Here is a 14214-nt window from a genome sequence, read left to right on the forward strand (position 1 = left end):
GTGAGCGCACTGATAGACCGATTCGAACTCGCCGAACTGCCGGCGCGGGCGCAGGCGTTTCGCCAGGACGTCCAGGCCTTTCTCAAGGCCGAATTGCCGCCGCTGCCGGCCGACCGGCGCGCGCGTTCGTGGATGGGCTTTGACGCCGGCTTCAGCCGCAAGCTGGCGGCGCGCGGCTGGGTCGGCGTGACGTTGCCGCGCGCGTATGGCGGCGCCGAGATGGACGCGTTCTCGCGCTTCGTCCTGATCGAGGAGCTGCTGTGCGCCGGGGCGCCGGTGTCGGCCCACTGGATCGCCGATCGGCAAAGCGGTCCCCAGATCCGCAAGTTCGGCAGCGAGGCGCAGCGCAGCTTCTATCTGCCGCGCATTTGCCGCGGCGAAGCCTTCTTCTGCATCGGCATGAGCGAACCGAATTCCGGCTCGGACCTGGCCAGCGTGGGGACGCGGGCCACGCGCCGTGCAGACGGCGGCTGGACGCTTTCGGGGCGCAAGATCTGGACCACCAACGCCCAGCATTGCCATTACATGATCGCGCTGGTGCGCACCTCCGGCACGCCGCAGGACCGCAATCAGGGCCTGTCGCAATTCATTGTCGATCTGTCGTTGCCCGGTGTCACGGTACGGCCGATCTCCGACCTGGCGGGCGACGCGCATTTTTCGGAAGTGTTTTTCGACGATGTGCAGCTGTCCGACGAGGCGCTCATTGGCCAGGAGGGCAGTGGCTGGGAACAGGTCACCGCCGAGCTGGCATTCGAGCGCAGCGGCCCCGAGCGCATTTATTCCAGCATGGTGCTGCTGGACGGGTGGATCCAATGGCTGCGCGGCCGTGGCGACGTCTCGCAGACGGCGGCGGTCGGCCGTTACGCCACCCACCTGGCGGCGTTGCGCAATTTGTCGCTGTCGGTGGCTTGCCGCCGGCGAGAGCCCGGTCGTGGAGGCCGCCCTGGTCAAGGAACTGGGCACCACCTTCGAACAGGAAATACCGGCTGCCATCGAGGCGGCGCTGGGCTCGGATCCGGGCGCCGATATCGACGCCGAATTGCTGCGCACCTGCGCCTATGTGAACCAGGTGTGTCCCACTTACTCGCTGCGGGGCGGCACGCGCGAGATCCTGCGCGGCATGATCGCGCGCGGCCTGGGCCTGCGTTGAAGGCGATGGAGCAGAACCGCAATGTATAGCGACGCTTTTGAAGATTTGCTGAAGGGCCGGTGCGAGCCGGCGGTGGTGCGCGCCATCGAGGCCGGCGGCGATGTCCAGGCCCTGTGGAATGCCATCGTGCAATCAGGTTTCCTGGATCTCATGGCGCCCGAGCAGGCCGGCGGCGCCGCGGCCGATCTGGCCGACGCCTTGCCCTTGTTCACGGCGCTGGGCGCTTATGCGGTGCCGCTTCCGGTGGGCCAGGCGATTGCGCTGCGCACGCTGCTGCCGGCCAGCATGGAGGTGCCCGGCGGACTGCCCAGCTTCGCGCCCGTTTTGCGTACCGGGCCGGACGGAGCGCTGCGCGCGCCGCGCGTGCCCTACGGCATGCTGGCGGGGCCGGTGCTGGGCGAGCTGGATGGCGCGCTGTGCCTGCTGGATGCGCGGGCGGCGCAGCGGCGCGACTGCGGCCTGCATGGCGAGCCGACCGCCGACCTGAGCTGGGACGCCGGCGTGCGCCAGGATGCCGTGCGCCGGCTCGATGACGCGGGCGGCGCGCCTGGCCGTCTGGCGGCCTGGGGGCGGCGCTGCATGCCGCGCTGCTGACGGGCGCGATGACTCGCTGCTTCGAGATGAGCCTGCAGTATGGCAACGACCGCACGCAGTTCGGCCGCTCCATCGGCAAGTTCCAGGCCGTTCAGCATCAGTTGGCGGTCATGGCCGAGCATGTCGCCGCCGCGCGTATCGCCACGGCAGCCGCGTTTCGCGCCGGCCTGGCGCAACCGGCCCTGCTGCCGGCGGCCATCGCCAAGGCGCGCGCCAGCGAAGCCGCGGCCCTGGCGGCGAACACCGCGCATGCCGTGCACGGCGCCATCGGCGTAACCGAGGAATACGACCTGCAGCTCTACACGCGCCGGCTGCATGGCTGGCGGCTGGCGCACGGCTCGGAAGCCTATTGGCACCAAGTGGTCGGCGCGGCATTGATGGGTAGCGGGGACGGGGCGGTGCAGTTCGTGCGCGGGCTATGACCGCCGGCACATCAACGCATTTCAACCAGGTAAACGGGGTAGGCATGCTCAACAAGACCTGCGAGTCCGCCGACGAGGCGGTCAGTGTCGTGGAAAGTGGCGCAACAATCCTGATCAGCGGCTTCGGGGACATCGGCTTGCCGTTCGAACTGTTGCATGCGCTGGCGCGCACCTCGGTCAAGGATCTCACCATCGTCTCCAACAATGCCGGGACGGGCGAACTGGGGTTGTCGCGGCTGTTCAGGAACCGCCAGGTTTCGCGCCTGATCGCTTCTTTTCCGTCGCAGCCGGAGTCGCACCATTATTTCGCCGCGTACCAGGAAGGACTGGTGGACCTGGAGCTGGTGCCGCAGGGCACGCTGGCCGAACGCATCCGCGCGGCGGGCGCCGGCCTGGCCGGGTTCTTCACGCCCACCGGCTACGGCACCGAGCTGGCGCAGGGCAAGGAGTGCCGGATGTTCAAGGGCAAGGGATATGTCTTCGAGGAAGCCCTGCCAGGCGATTTCGCCTTCATCAAGGCGCACGTCGCCGATGCCTACGGCAACCTCCGGTATCGCCGCGCCAGCCGGACTTTCAATCCCATCATGGCCATGGCGGCGCGCACGACCATCGCCGAGGCCAAGCAGATGGTTCCCGTCGGCAGTATCGATCCCGACGACGTCCATACGCCCGGCGTATTCGTCGACCGGATAGTGGAGGTGCGAGATGAGTAAGGGTTGGTCGAATGATGAGATCGCCGCCCGGATAGCGGTGGATTTGCCCGAACATGCCATCGTCAACCTGGGAATCGGCTTGCCCATCCTGGTTGCCAACCATATACCGGAAGGCAAGACCATTTTCTTCCACTCGGAGAACGGCATCATCGGCCTCGGTCCGGTGCCCGCGCCCGGGCAGGAAGACCCGGACATCGTCAATGCCGCCAAGAAGCACGCCACGCTCATCGCGGGCGCTTCCATCGTGCACCATGCGGACTCGTTTTCGCTGATCCGCGGCGGGCGGCTGGACTACTCCGTCCTTGGCGGGCTGCAGGTGTCCTCGGGCGGGGACATCGCCAACTGGAAGGTGCCGGGGCAAAAGGGCGGCGGTGGCGTGGGCGGGGCAATGGATCTGGCGGTGGGGGCCAGGAATGTCCTGGTCATGATGCGCCACCAGGACAAGACAGGCGCCTCGAAGCTGGTCAAGTCGTGCACGTTTCCGCTGACGGCCGTCAGCGCCGTCACGCGCGTCTATACGGAACTGGGGATATTCGAATGCGCGGGCGATGCCTTCATCGTACGCGAATCGGCGCCAGGGATCGGCAAGGACGAACTGCTGCGGAAAACGGAAGCCGCGCTGACGTTTCCGTAGTGGCGGACAAACAGGATAACAAGGAGGATAAGCCGTGAAGACCAAGATCAAAATCGTGACGCTGGCCCTGTGTGCATTTTCCTCGGCGGTGTTCGCGTCGTCGTTTCCCAGCAAGCCGATCAACCTGATCGTTCCCTACCCGCCGGGCGGCGCCGTCGATCCCATCGCGCGTCTTTACGCCGAGAAGATTTCCCAGAGCTGGGGCGTCCCGGTGATCGTCCTGAATCGCCCGGGCGCCGGCACGACGATCGGCCTGAACCAGGCCGCCAGGGCCGAGCCGGATGGCTATACCGTCGTCCTCGGCACGGCCAGCATTACCAGCAACGCGCCGCTGTACCGTTCGCTGCCCTACGACACGCTCAAGGATTTCACCTACCTCAGCATGGCGGGAATGATTCCGCTGGCGATCACAGCCAACCCTCGCACGGCCGTCAACAGCATGGACGAGCTCGTCGGTCAGCTCAAGAAGAAGCCGGGCTCGCTGACCTATTCGTCGTCGGGCAACGGAACGATCATCCACCTGGGCGGCGAGCTGTTCAAATCGCTCGCGGGCGTCGACATGGTGCATGTGCCCTACAAGGGCAGCGGCCCCTCGGTCATGGCCGGCGTGGCGGGCGAGGTCGACCTGACGTTCGACTCCGTCTTCCTGATGGACCCGCAGGTCAAGGCGGGCAAGCTGAAGTACATCGCGGTGGCAAGCGAGAAACGGCTGAAGTCGCTACCCGAGGTGCCTGCCATCGGTGAAAGTATCCTGGTTATTTCGTGACGTCGTGGGTCGGGTTCATGGGACCGGCCGGCATTCCCGCGGATATCACGGCGGCCTGGGCCAAGGAAATCGCCCGCGTGGCTGCCTTGCCGGATGTCAGCGAAAAACTGGCTACCCTGGGCGTCGAATCGGTATCCAGCACGCCGCAGCAGTTCTCCGCTTTCGTCGAGAGTGAAATCAGGAAGTGGGAGAAGGTGGTGCAGGACGCGCACATTCCCCCGGTACAGTAAGCGCGCGAGCCTTCAGCGCGGCGTGGCCGGCGGCCACGTTGTATTGCCCCACCGATCTTCGGGATTGGTACTACATCATGTAGTTGTTGGTGGGTAGGAAAAATCAACATCAGGGAGATCTGACCACTGGCTTTCAGGGGATGTGGCGTTGGCGAGACTACGCCCACGCCGCACTGTTCGGCCGGGTGGCGGCGAGATCGTGATGCACCCGGCGCATAGCAATCCTGCGGCGGCTGCGCTTCTTGCCGGCGGTGCTGCATGGATGTCACCCCCCTTCTACCCATGCTCTCAGACTCATCTATCTCATGCAAATCCCGATCAATGGCTCTGGCACGGCGGCGCCTGGCTTGGCCCGGCGTATGCGGCGCATTGTCGCTGGCGGCCTGGCTGGCGCCGGCGCAGGCCCAGAGTGCCATGGCTGCGTCCGGGCCGCAGGATGCGCCCGCCGTCAGCATACCCGTGTTAGATGTGAAGATTCAATAGGTTGTATGCATGGTTCATCCGAACCGGATTTGAGAAACTGGAAATCGCCACCCCCCCAGTTCACTCAAGGAGCCCGGCCGGATGAACACCCATAAGCATGCCCGATTGACCTTCCTACGTCGACTCGAAATGGTCCAGCAATTGATCGCCCATCAAGTTTGTGTGCCTGAAGCGGCCCGCGCCTATGGGGTCACCGCGCCGACTGTGCGCAAATGGCTGGGCCGCTTCCTGGCTCAGGGCCAGGCGGGCTTGGCCGATGCGTCCTCGCGCCCGACGGTCTCGCCCCGAGCGATTGCGCCGGCCAAGGCGCTGGCTATCGTGGAGCTGCGCCGCAAGCGGCTGACCCAAGCGCGCATCGCCCAGGCGCTGGGCGTGTCAGCCAGCACCGTCAGCCGCGTCCTGGCCCGCGCCGGTCTGTCGCACCTGGCCGACCTGGAGCCGGCCGAGCCGGTGGTGCGCTACGAGCATCAGGCCCCCGGCGATCTGCTGCACATCGACATCAAGAAGCTGGGACGTATCCAGCGCCCTGGCCACCGGGTCACGGGCAACCGACGCGATACCGTTGAGGGGGCCGGCTGGGACTTCGTCTTCGTGGCCATCGATGACCACGCCCGCGTGGCCTTCACCGACATCCACCCCGACGAGCGCTTCCCCAGCGCCGTCCAGTTCCTCAAGGACGCAGTGGCCTACTACCAGCGCCTGGGCGTGACCATCCAGCGCTTGCTCACCGACAATGGCTCGGCCTTTCGCAGCCGCGCCTTCGCCGCGCTGTGCCATGAGCTGGGCATCAAGCACCGCTTTACCCGACCTTACCGCCCACAGACCAATGGCAAGGCCGAACGCTTCATCCAGTCGGCCTTGCGTGAGTGGGCTTACGCTCACACCTACCAGAACTCCCAACACCGAGCCGATGCCATGAAATCCTGGCTACACCACTACAACTGGCAGCGACCCCACCAAGGCATCGGGCGCGCTGTACCCATCTCCAGACTCAACCTGGACGAATACAACCTATTGACAGTTCACAGTTAGATGGCTGGCCCGTCGACGATGAAAACGGCTGGACAACGATAGATCTCGATGGCACGGCCATCGACGATGGCTGGACCCACATCGATATTCCGCGTCCCGAGCTGGACGGCGCTCCCGTCGATAGCGAGGACGGCCGGTTGCCTTCGCCGCCCGAAGAGGCGCCTCAGGCGGGGCCCGACGCGTCCAAGCAGCGGCCGGAGGGCCTGCCCGCGCCCGATGCCAATCCCCAACCCGATGCAAAGCCCGGAGCTGAGATGAAACCCCGGCCTGGGGTGGAACCCGGACCTGAGGCGGAACCTGGTCCGCAGGGGCAGCCTGGCCCCCAGCCTGGAGCCCGGCCGCAGGACGAGCCGCACGCGCAGCCGCTGCCGCCCGCCGGCAACCCCGGCGCTGGGATTTACATGCCCCGCAGCGGCATCTTGACCGCACCGGTTCTGGCCGTGCTGGGCACGGCCAGTGCGCCGCAAGGTATCTGGCAGGCAGAGATGAACGCCCTGAGCAAGCGCATGGGTGAATTGCGGCTTACGCCGGCAGCCGGCGGCGTGTGGGCACGCTCGTTCGCGCAACGCCAACGCCTGGACAATCAGGTGGTGGACAGGTTCACCCAGACCGTGGGCGGGATCGAGATTGGCGCCGACACGGCCTTGCCGGCGGCCGAGGGGCGCTGGCATGTAGGCGCGGTGGCCGGCTACAGCCGTGCGCGCCGCAAGCTGGCGCACAGCGCCCGTGGCAACAGCGACAGCCTGCATGTGGGCGCCTATGCGACGTATATCGGCGACGGCGGCTTCTACCTCGACGGGATTGTGCGGGTGAACCGCTACGAGCACGATTTCAGGGCTGACGGCCAGCGCGGCGCGCGCGTGACGGGCAAGTATCGCGCCAATGGCATCGGGCTGTCGCTGGAGACCGGCAGGCGTTTCACATGGGCCGGCGACTGGTTCGTGGAACCGCAGGTCGAAGTGGCGTTGTTCCGTTCGGGCGGGGCAGACTACATGTGAACTGTCAATAGGTTGTATTCGTCCAGGTTGAGTCTGGAGATGGGTACAGCGCGCCCGATGCCTTGGTGGGGTCGATGCCAGTTGTAGTGGTGTAGCCAGGATTTCATGGCATCGGCTCGGTGTTGGGAGTTCTGGTAGGTGTGAGCGTAAGCCCACTCACGCAAGGCCGACTGGATGAAGCGTTCGGCCTTGCCATTGGTCTGTGGGCGGTAAGGTCGGGTAAAGCGGTGCTTGATGCCCAGCTCATGGCACAGCGCGGCGAAGGCGCGGCTGCGAAAGGCCGAGCCATTGTCGGTGAGCAAGCGCTGGATGGTCACGCCCAGGCGCTGGTAGTAGGCCACTGCGTCCTTGAGGAACTGGACGGCGCTGGGGAAGCGCTCGTCGGGGTGGATGTCGGTGAAGGCCAAGCGGGCGTGGTCATCGATGGCCACGAAGACGAAGTCCCAGCCGGCCCCCTCAACGGTATCGCGTCGGTTGCCCGTGACCCGGTGGCCAGGGCGCTGGATACGTCCCAGCTTCTTGATGTCGATGTGCAGCAGATCGCCGGGGGCCTGATGCTCGTAGCGCACCACCGGCTCGGCCGGCTCCAGGTCGGCCAGGTGCGACAGACCGGCGCGGGCCAGGACGCGGCTGACGGTGCTGGCTGACACGCCCAGCGCCTGGGCGATGCGCGCTTGGGTCAGCCGCTTGCGGCGCAGCTCCACGATAGCCAGCGCCTTGGCCGGCGCAATCGCTCGGGGCGAGACCGTCGGGCGCGAGGACGCATCGGCCAAGCCCGCCTGGCCCTGAGCCAGGAAGCGGCCCAGCCATTTGCGCACAGTCGGCGCGGTGACCCCATAGGCGCGGGCCGCTTCAGGCACACAAACTTGATGGGCGATCAATTGCTGGACCATTTCGAGTCGACGTAGGAAGGTCAATCGGGCATGCTTATGGGTGTTCATCCGGCCGGGCTCCTTGAGTGAACTGGGGGGTTGGCGATTTCCAGTTTCTCAAATCCGGTTCGGATGAACCATGCATACAACCTATTGAATCTTCACAACTACACGGCCAGCAATGGCGTGCGCGTCGACGTGGCAAGCACCAAGTCGTTGCTGGGCCGGGCAGGCCTGCAGGTGGGACGCAAGCTGGATCTGGGCAACGGCAAACTGGTGCAGCCGTACGCCAAGCTGAGCTGGTTGCAGGAGTTCGATGGCGTGGGCAAGGTGCGCACCAACGATATCGGCCATGACGTCAAACTGCGGGGCGGGCGCGCCGAACTCGACTTGGGCGTGGCCGCGGCGCTTGGCAGGCACAGCAGCCTGTTTGCTTCGTACGAGTACAGCAAGGGCAGCCGCTTGACCATTCCGTGGAGCTTTCACGTCGGCTATCGATACGCCTGGTAAGCCAAACGCGTCGTGCCACCGCGCGCCGGAACACCCGGCGCGCGGTTTTTTTTGCCGCCGGGCCGCCCCAAGGCAAAAAAGCCCCCTCGGGGGGCAGCAAGCCCGCATAGCGGGCGCAGCGTGGGGGCACTACTTTGCCGCTGGGCCGCCCCAAGGCAAAAAGCCCCCTCGGGGGGCAGCAAGCCCGCGTAGCGGGCGCAGCGCGGGGGCTTCTTTCTCCGTTGGCTCAGTGCAGGGGCTGGGTGCGGATCAGGCCGACCGCGATGCCTTCGAGCGCGAATTCGTCGGTGTTGGCCACGACGATGGGAGCAAAGTCGGGGTTCTCGGGCAGGAGCTCGATGCGGCCGTTCTGGCGCTGCAGGCGCTTGACCGTGACCTCGTCGCCCAGACGGGCCACCACGATCTGGCCGTTGCGGGCCTCGGCGGCGCGCTTGACGGCGAGCAAGTCGCCTTCGAGGATGCCGGCGTCGCGCATGCTCATGCCGCGCACCTTCAGCAGGTAGTCGGGCGTCTGGGCAAACAGCCCGGGATCGACGCCGACCTCGCGCTCGACGTGCTCGCTGGCCAGGATGGGGCTGCCTGCCGCCACGCGGCCCACCAGCGGCAGCACGAGCTGCGCCAGCAGCGGATGCGTAAGCTGGGCCGAGGGCGTTGCGCTGTCCGGCACCTTGAGACGGATGCCGCGGGAGGCGCCAGCGGTCAGTTCGATCGCGCCCTTGCGCGCCAGCGCCTTGAGATGGTCTTCGGCGGCGTTGGGCGACCGGAAGCCAAGCGCCTGGGCGATTTCGGCCCGGGTGGGCGGAAAGCCGGTGCGCGCCACGGTCTGGCGGATGAGATCGAGGATTTCCTGCTGGCGTTCCGTGAGTTTGGTGGCCATGGCGATGACCCGCTTTTGCGGACTGTATGGATATACAGCGCCATTCTGGAGGACCCACGGGAAAAAAGCAAGCCGCAAAAGAAAAGCGGAGCCATGGGCTCCGCTTCTCGATGCCGGCCGTGCCGTGCCTACTTCAGCACCGCGGCGATGCCGGCCGCGACCGCGTCGATGTTGCGGCTGTTGAGCGCGGCCACGCAGATGCGGCCGCTGGAGACCGCGTAGATGCCGTGCTCTTCGCGCAGGCGATCGACCTGGGCGGCGGTCAGGCCCGAGTACGAGAACATGCCGCGCTGCGCCAGCACGAAGCTGAAGTCCTGCGCCACGCCCTGGGTCTTGATCTTCTCGACCAGCTCCTTGCGCATCAGGCGGATGCGGTCGCGCATGCCGGCCAGTTCATTTTCCCAGAGCGCGAACAGCTCGGGTGTGTTCAGGACCGTGGACACCACGGTGCCGCCGTGGGTGGGCGGGTTGGAGTAGTTGGTGCGGATCACGCGCTTGAGCTGGCTGAGCACGCGGGCGGCCTCGTCCTTGCTGCCGGCCACCACGGTCAGGGCCCCGACCCGCTCGCCATACAGCGAGAAGGACTTGGAGAACGACGAGCTGATGAACATGGTCAGGTCGAGCGCGGCGAACATGCGCACCACGGCGGCGTCCTGCTCCAGGCCTTCGCCGAAGCCCTGGTAGGCGATGTCGAGGAACGGCACCAGGTTGCGCGCCTTGACCACGGCGGCGATCTGTTCCCACTGTTGCGGCGTGGGATCGACGCCGGTCGGGTTGTGGCAGCAGGCGTGCAGCACCACGATGGTCTGTTCGGGCGCGGCCTGCAGGGCGGCCAGCATGGCTTCGAAGTTCAGGCCATGGGTGGCGGCATCGTAATAAGCGTAGGTCTCGACCGGGAAGCCGGCGCGCTCGAACAGGGCGCGGTGGTTTTCCCAGCTGGGGTCGCTGATGAGGACCTTGGACTGCGGCAGCAGCTGGCGCAGGAAGTCGGCGCCGATCTTCAGCGCGCCGGTGCCGCCCAGGGCCTGCGCGGTCAGCACGCGGCCTTCGGCGGCCAGCGGCGAGTCGGCGCCCAGCAGCAGCGCCTGCGCACCCTTGTTGTACCCCGCGATGCCTTCGATCGGCAGATAGCCGCGGGCGGCGGCGGCTTCGATGCGGGCCACCTCGGCCTTGCGCACGGCCTGAAGCAGCGGGATGCGGCCTTCGTCGTCGTAGTACACGCCCACGCCCAGGTTCACTTTGCCGGGACGGGTATCGGCGTTGTACTGTTCGTTCAGGCCAAGAATGGGGTCGCGCGGCGCGAGTTCGACGGAAGCGAAAAGAGTGCTCATGGGTGTAGGGAAGGGTGGGTGGACGCGGTAGGAAGGGCTGTGGATAATGGGGGGTTTACCCTGAGAGACAGTCTATCATGACCGCTCCTGGATTCGTCGAATTCCCCGATAGCCCGTTTCACCTCTATCAGCCGTACCCTCCCGCGGGCGACCAGCCGGGAGCGATCGACGCGTTGACCGAGGGCGTCTCGGACGGCCTGATGTTCCAGACGCTGCTGGGCGTGACGGGCTCGGGCAAGACCTACACCATGGCCAACATGATCGCCCGCCTGGGCCGTCCGGCCCTGGTGCTTGCGCCCAACAAGACCCTGGCCGCCCAGCTGTACGCCGAAATGCGCGAATTCTTCCCCCGCAACGCGGTGGAGTATTTCGTGTCGTACTACGACTATTACCAGCCCGAAGCCTACGTGCCGACCCGCGACCTCTTCATCGAGAAGGATTCGTCGATCAACGAGCACATCGAGCAGATGCGCCTGTCGGCCACCAAGAGCCTGCTGGAGCGCCGCGATACGGTCATCGTGGGCACCGTCTCGTGCATCTACGGTATCGGCAATCCGGGCGACTACCATGCCATGGTCCTGATCCTGCGCACCGGCGACCGGATTTCCCGGCGCGAGGTGCTGGCGCGGCTGGTGGCCATGCAGTACACCCGCAACGACGCGGACTTCACGCGCGGCGTCTTCCGGGTGCGCTGCGAGACCATCGACATCTTCCCGGCGGAAAGCCCCGAGCTCGCGCTGCGCCTGACGCTGTTCGACGACGAAATCGAGTCGCTGGAGCTGTTCGATCCCCTGACCGGGCGCGTGAGGCAGAAGCTGCCGCGCTTTACGGTATACCCGGGCTCGCACTACGTGACGCCGCGCGAAACCGTGCTGCGCGCGATCGAGACCATCAAGGAAGAACTGCGCGAGCGGCTGGCCCAGCTGATCGCCGACGGCAAGCTGGTGGAGGCGCAGCGGCTCGAACAGCGCACCCGCTTCGATCTGGAAATGCTGCAGGAGCTGGGCTTTTGCAAGGGCATCGAGAACTATTCGCGGCACTTGTCCGGCGCGGCGCCGGGCGAGCCGCCGCCCACCCTGATCGATTACCTGCCGGCCGACGCGCTGATGTTCATCGACGAAAGCCACGTCACCATCGGGCAGCTCGGCGGCATGTACCGTGGCGACCGTTCGCGCAAGGAAACCCTGGTGCAGTATGGCTTCCGGCTGCCGTCGGCGCTGGACAACCGGCCCCTGCGCCTGGAGGAGTTCGAGGCGCGCATGCGCCAGTGCGTGTTCGTGTCGGCCACGCCGGCCGCCTACGAGCAGGAGCACGCCGATAACGTGGTCGAGCAGGTGGTGCGGCCGACCGGGCTGGTCGATCCGATCGTCGAGGTGCGTCCGGCGCACACCCAGGTCGACGACCTGCTGGGCGAGATCCACAAGCGGGCGGCGCTGCAGGAGCGCGTGCTGGTCACGACGCTGACCAAGCGCATGGCCGAGGACCTGACCGACTTCCTGTCCGAGCACGGAGTGCGGGTGCGCTACCTGCATTCGGACATCGATACCGTCGAACGGGTGGAAATCATCCGCGACCTGCGGCTGGGCGTCTTCGACGTGCTGGTGGGCATCAACCTGCTGCGCGAGGGCCTGGATATCCCCGAGGTGTCGCTGGTGGCCATCCTGGATGCCGACAAGGAAGGCTTCCTGCGATCCGAGCGCAGCCTGATACAGACGATAGGCCGGGCCGCCCGCAACCTGAATGGCCGGGCCATTCTCTACGCCGACCGCATAACCGACTCGATGCGGCGTGCCATCGACGAGACCGAGCGGCGCAGGGCCAAGCAGATCCAGCACAACACCGACCACGGCATCACCGCGCGCGGGGTCAGCAAGGCCGTGCGCGAACTGATCGATGGGGTGATGGCGCCGGCCGGCCATGACGCGCTGGAATCCGCCGTGCCCGCCGAGGTGCTGACCGACGAGAAAGCCATGGCGCGCGAGATCCGGCGCCTGGAAAAGCTGATGATGGATCACGCCCGCAACCTGGAATTCGAGCAGGCCGCCGCGGCACGCGATGCGCTCAACGCTCTCAAGAGTCGGTTGCTGCTTGATGGCGTAGGTTGGTCTGGTTAAACGTGTGAAAGACGGAAATTAGCGGAGAAAATTCGCTCGTTACAAACAGGCTGGCGCGTTCTTGCGGCATAGCGGCAAAAGCGTTACACACTCGTCGTGAAAAGGCGCTCTAAAACCTCATGTATTTTCTTGAAAATCAAATTAATTGCATGATTTAAAAGGGAAAAATTATTTTTCCGCGGCACTGCTCCGGAATGGTGAAACTGCAAAAAATACTTGCTATATTCCGGGTTTTCCCGCACACTTACACCCATGATGACCAAGGTACTTTTCGTTTGCATGGGCAATATCTGTCGCTCGCCGAGCGCAGAAGGTGTCTTCCGCTATCTGGTGAATGATGCCGGGATGGGCGATGTCGTGCGGGTCGATTCCGCGGGCACGCATGCCTTCCACATTGGCGAGGCGCCTGACGCCCGGGCCCAGGCCGCCGCCCGCAAGCGCGGCTACGATCTCACGCACTGCGCAGCGCGTCAGGTGACGGCGGACGATTTCCGCGAATTCGACCTGATCCTGGCCATGGATTGGGACAACCTGGCTGCCCTGCAGCAGCAGTGCCCCAAGGCCTATCAGCACAAGCTGATGCTGCTGATGCGGTTTGCCAACGAGTTCGAGGAAGCCACGGTGCCCGACCCCTATTATGGCGGCCCCGAGGGTTTCGGCAAGGTGCTCGACTATCTGGAAGACGCCTGTCAGGGCGTGCTGGAACTGGTGCGCAAGCGCGCCACGCAATACCAGGCGGCCTGATCCGTCGCCGTCCGCGGCGCTGGGGCAAGTGGGGGGATCCGCAATGGGTCCGTACCCCAAAATGAGAAAACCGCGCGACTGCGCGGTTTTTTCCGACCGAGATACTTAGCGTTTTACTCGGGAATTTGCTATACTTGACCCAATTACTCGGGTATTGATGCCCGGTCCAGCGCCCGATGCGTCGGGTTTTCTTCCGGATTCACAGGAAACACACCATGCGGTTAACTACCAAAGGGCGTTTCGCCGTGACGGCCATGATCGATTTGGCGATGCGGCAGCATAGCGGCCCGGTCACTCTCGCGGCGATCAGCCAGCGCCAGAATATCTCGCTCTCCTACCTCGAACAGCTGTTCGGCAAGTTGCGCCGCCACGAGCTGGTCGACAGCGTGCGCGGGCCCGGCGGCGGCTATTCGCTGGCGCGCCTGGCGCGCAATGTCACGGTAGCCGACATCATTTTCGCGGTCGACGAACCCCTGGACGCCACCAGCTGTGGCGGCAAGCGCGATTGCACCAGCGGCAACGACGGCAAGCCGGGCAAGTGCATGACCCACGAACTGTGGACCACGCTGAATCGCAAGATGGTCGACTACCTGGACTCGGTCTCGCTGCAGGATCTCGTCGATCAGCAGCGCGTGCGCCAGTTGCAGGAAGCGGCCAACCAGGCGCAGGGCTGTTCGGCCGTGCGCGTGAACCGGTCGACGCCCGTCGCCGCCAACGCCACCGCATAAGTTAGGAGCAGTACAA

At 65.6% G+C, this 14214-nt stretch carries 12 protein-coding genes and 3 pseudogenes; 12 read left to right on the forward strand and 3 right to left on the reverse strand.

The genetic code is table 11. The features are described from left to right. The 8 genes and pseudogenes from BN118_RS08510 to BN118_RS21045 all read left to right on the forward strand — a co-directional run. Positions 1 to 1150 (forward strand): annotated as a pseudogene (locus tag BN118_RS08510) (acyl-CoA dehydrogenase family protein). Positions 1151 to 1171: 21 nt separating this feature from the next. Beyond that, a pseudogene (locus BN118_RS21360) lies at positions 1172 to 2166 on the forward strand (acyl-CoA dehydrogenase family protein). Between the two features lie 44 nt (positions 2167 to 2210). Further along, entirely contained in the window at positions 2211 to 2879 is a 669-nt protein-coding gene (locus BN118_RS08520) for a 3-oxoacid CoA-transferase subunit A (protein ID WP_014905730.1), read from the forward strand. Further along, positions 2872 to 3513, forward strand: coding sequence for a 3-oxoacid CoA-transferase subunit B (locus BN118_RS08525; RefSeq protein WP_003812478.1), 642 nt, complete (start codon positions 2872 to 2874; stop codon positions 3511 to 3513). Before BN118_RS08520 ends, BN118_RS08525 begins: the two co-directional genes overlap by 8 nt. A gap of 34 nt (positions 3514 to 3547) precedes the next feature. Continuing rightward, complete coding sequence (locus BN118_RS08530) at positions 3548 to 4279, forward strand: tripartite tricarboxylate transporter substrate-binding protein (RefSeq protein ID WP_019248063.1); 732 nt, start codon at positions 3548 to 3550, stop codon at positions 4277 to 4279. Next, complete coding sequence (locus tag BN118_RS08535) at positions 4276 to 4509, forward strand: tripartite tricarboxylate transporter substrate-binding protein (RefSeq protein ID WP_019248761.1); 234 nt, start codon at positions 4276 to 4278, stop codon at positions 4507 to 4509. Before BN118_RS08530 ends, BN118_RS08535 begins: the two co-directional genes overlap by 4 nt. A gap of 564 nt (positions 4510 to 5073) precedes the next feature. Beyond that, a complete protein-coding gene (locus tag BN118_RS08540; RefSeq protein ID WP_010930179.1) occupies positions 5074 to 6024 on the forward strand; it encodes an IS481-like element IS481 family transposase in 951 nt (316 codons plus the stop codon). Beyond that, positions 5934 to 7016: pseudogene (locus tag BN118_RS21045) on the forward strand (BP1793/BB2270 family autotransporter); the annotation flags it as partial. The gene BN118_RS08540 and the pseudogene BN118_RS21045, both read left to right, overlap by 91 nt. On the opposite strand, the gene BN118_RS08555 reads toward BN118_RS21045, so the two are convergent. Next, the gene (locus tag BN118_RS08555; protein ID WP_014905731.1) at positions 7013 to 7963 is read right to left on the reverse strand and encodes an IS481-like element IS481 family transposase; all 951 of its coding nucleotides are present in this window, start codon (positions 7961 to 7963) and stop codon (positions 7013 to 7015) included. The pseudogene BN118_RS21045 and the gene BN118_RS08555 sit on opposite strands and share 4 nt — an antisense overlap. A gap of 84 nt (positions 7964 to 8047) precedes the next feature. Here BN118_RS08555 and BN118_RS08560 point away from each other — a divergent pair, with 84 nt between their 5' ends. Then, positions 8048 to 8404 carry an autotransporter outer membrane beta-barrel domain-containing protein gene (locus BN118_RS08560; RefSeq protein ID WP_257792205.1) on the forward strand — a complete coding sequence of 119 codons (357 nt, stop codon included), beginning with the start codon at positions 8048 to 8050 and terminating at the stop codon, positions 8402 to 8404. Between the two features lie 226 nt (positions 8405 to 8630). Here BN118_RS08560 and lexA read toward each other — a convergent pair whose 3' ends face one another. Further along, positions 8631 to 9281, reverse strand: a complete 651-nt coding sequence (lexA, locus tag BN118_RS08565; RefSeq protein ID WP_010930566.1) for a transcriptional repressor LexA — start codon at positions 9279 to 9281, stop codon at positions 8631 to 8633. A gap of 128 nt (positions 9282 to 9409) precedes the next feature. Then, on the reverse strand, positions 9410 to 10612 hold the full coding sequence (locus BN118_RS08570) for an amino acid aminotransferase (RefSeq protein ID WP_010930567.1): 1203 nt from the start codon (positions 10610 to 10612) through the stop codon (positions 9410 to 9412). Positions 10613 to 10689: 77 nt separating this feature from the next. On the opposite strand from BN118_RS08570, the gene uvrB reads away from it, so the two are divergent. The 3 genes from uvrB to iscR all read left to right on the forward strand — a co-directional run bounded on the left by uvrB (position 10690) and on the right by iscR (position 14198). After that, the gene (uvrB, locus tag BN118_RS08575) at positions 10690 to 12726 is read left to right on the forward strand and encodes an excinuclease ABC subunit UvrB (protein ID WP_014905732.1); all 2037 of its coding nucleotides are present in this window, start codon (positions 10690 to 10692) and stop codon (positions 12724 to 12726) included. A 252-nt stretch (positions 12727 to 12978) separates the two neighbouring features. Continuing rightward, a complete protein-coding gene (locus BN118_RS08580; RefSeq protein WP_010930569.1) occupies positions 12979 to 13470 on the forward strand; it encodes a low molecular weight protein-tyrosine-phosphatase in 492 nt (163 codons plus the stop codon). Positions 13471 to 13685: 215 nt separating this feature from the next. After that, complete coding sequence (gene iscR, locus BN118_RS08585; protein ID WP_003812463.1) at positions 13686 to 14198, forward strand: Fe-S cluster assembly transcriptional regulator IscR; 513 nt, start codon at positions 13686 to 13688, stop codon at positions 14196 to 14198. The last annotated feature ends 16 nt before the right edge of the window (positions 14199 to 14214 follow it).

The sequence above is a fragment of the Bordetella pertussis 18323 genome (assembly GCF_000306945.1).
GTDB classification, from domain to species: Bacteria; Pseudomonadota; Gammaproteobacteria; order Burkholderiales; family Burkholderiaceae_B; genus Bordetella; species Bordetella pertussis.

What these genes read in the sequence shown, in the direction of transcription:
- BN118_RS08520 (WP_014905730.1), top strand. Translation starts at nt 2,211, where the DNA reads ATGCTCAACAAGACCTGCGAGTCCGCCGACGAGGCGGTCAGTGTCGTG.
- BN118_RS08525 (WP_003812478.1), top strand. Translation starts at nt 2,872, where the DNA reads ATGAGTAAGGGTTGGTCGAATGATGAGATCGCCGCCCGGATAGCGGTG.
- BN118_RS08540 (WP_010930179.1), top strand. Translation starts at nt 5,074, where the DNA reads ATGAACACCCATAAGCATGCCCGATTGACCTTCCTACGTCGACTCGAA.
- BN118_RS08555 (WP_014905731.1), bottom strand. Translation starts at nt 7,963, where the DNA reads ATGAACACCCATAAGCATGCCCGATTGACCTTCCTACGTCGACTCGAA.
- lexA (WP_010930566.1), bottom strand. Translation starts at nt 9,281, where the DNA reads ATGGCCACCAAACTCACGGAACGCCAGCAGGAAATCCTCGATCTCATC.
- BN118_RS08570 (WP_010930567.1), bottom strand. Translation starts at nt 10,612, where the DNA reads ATGAGCACTCTTTTCGCTTCCGTCGAACTCGCGCCGCGCGACCCCATT.
- uvrB (WP_014905732.1), top strand. Translation starts at nt 10,690, where the DNA reads ATGACCGCTCCTGGATTCGTCGAATTCCCCGATAGCCCGTTTCACCTC.
- BN118_RS08580 (WP_010930569.1), top strand. Translation starts at nt 12,979, where the DNA reads ATGATGACCAAGGTACTTTTCGTTTGCATGGGCAATATCTGTCGCTCG.
- iscR (WP_003812463.1), top strand. Translation starts at nt 13,686, where the DNA reads ATGCGGTTAACTACCAAAGGGCGTTTCGCCGTGACGGCCATGATCGAT.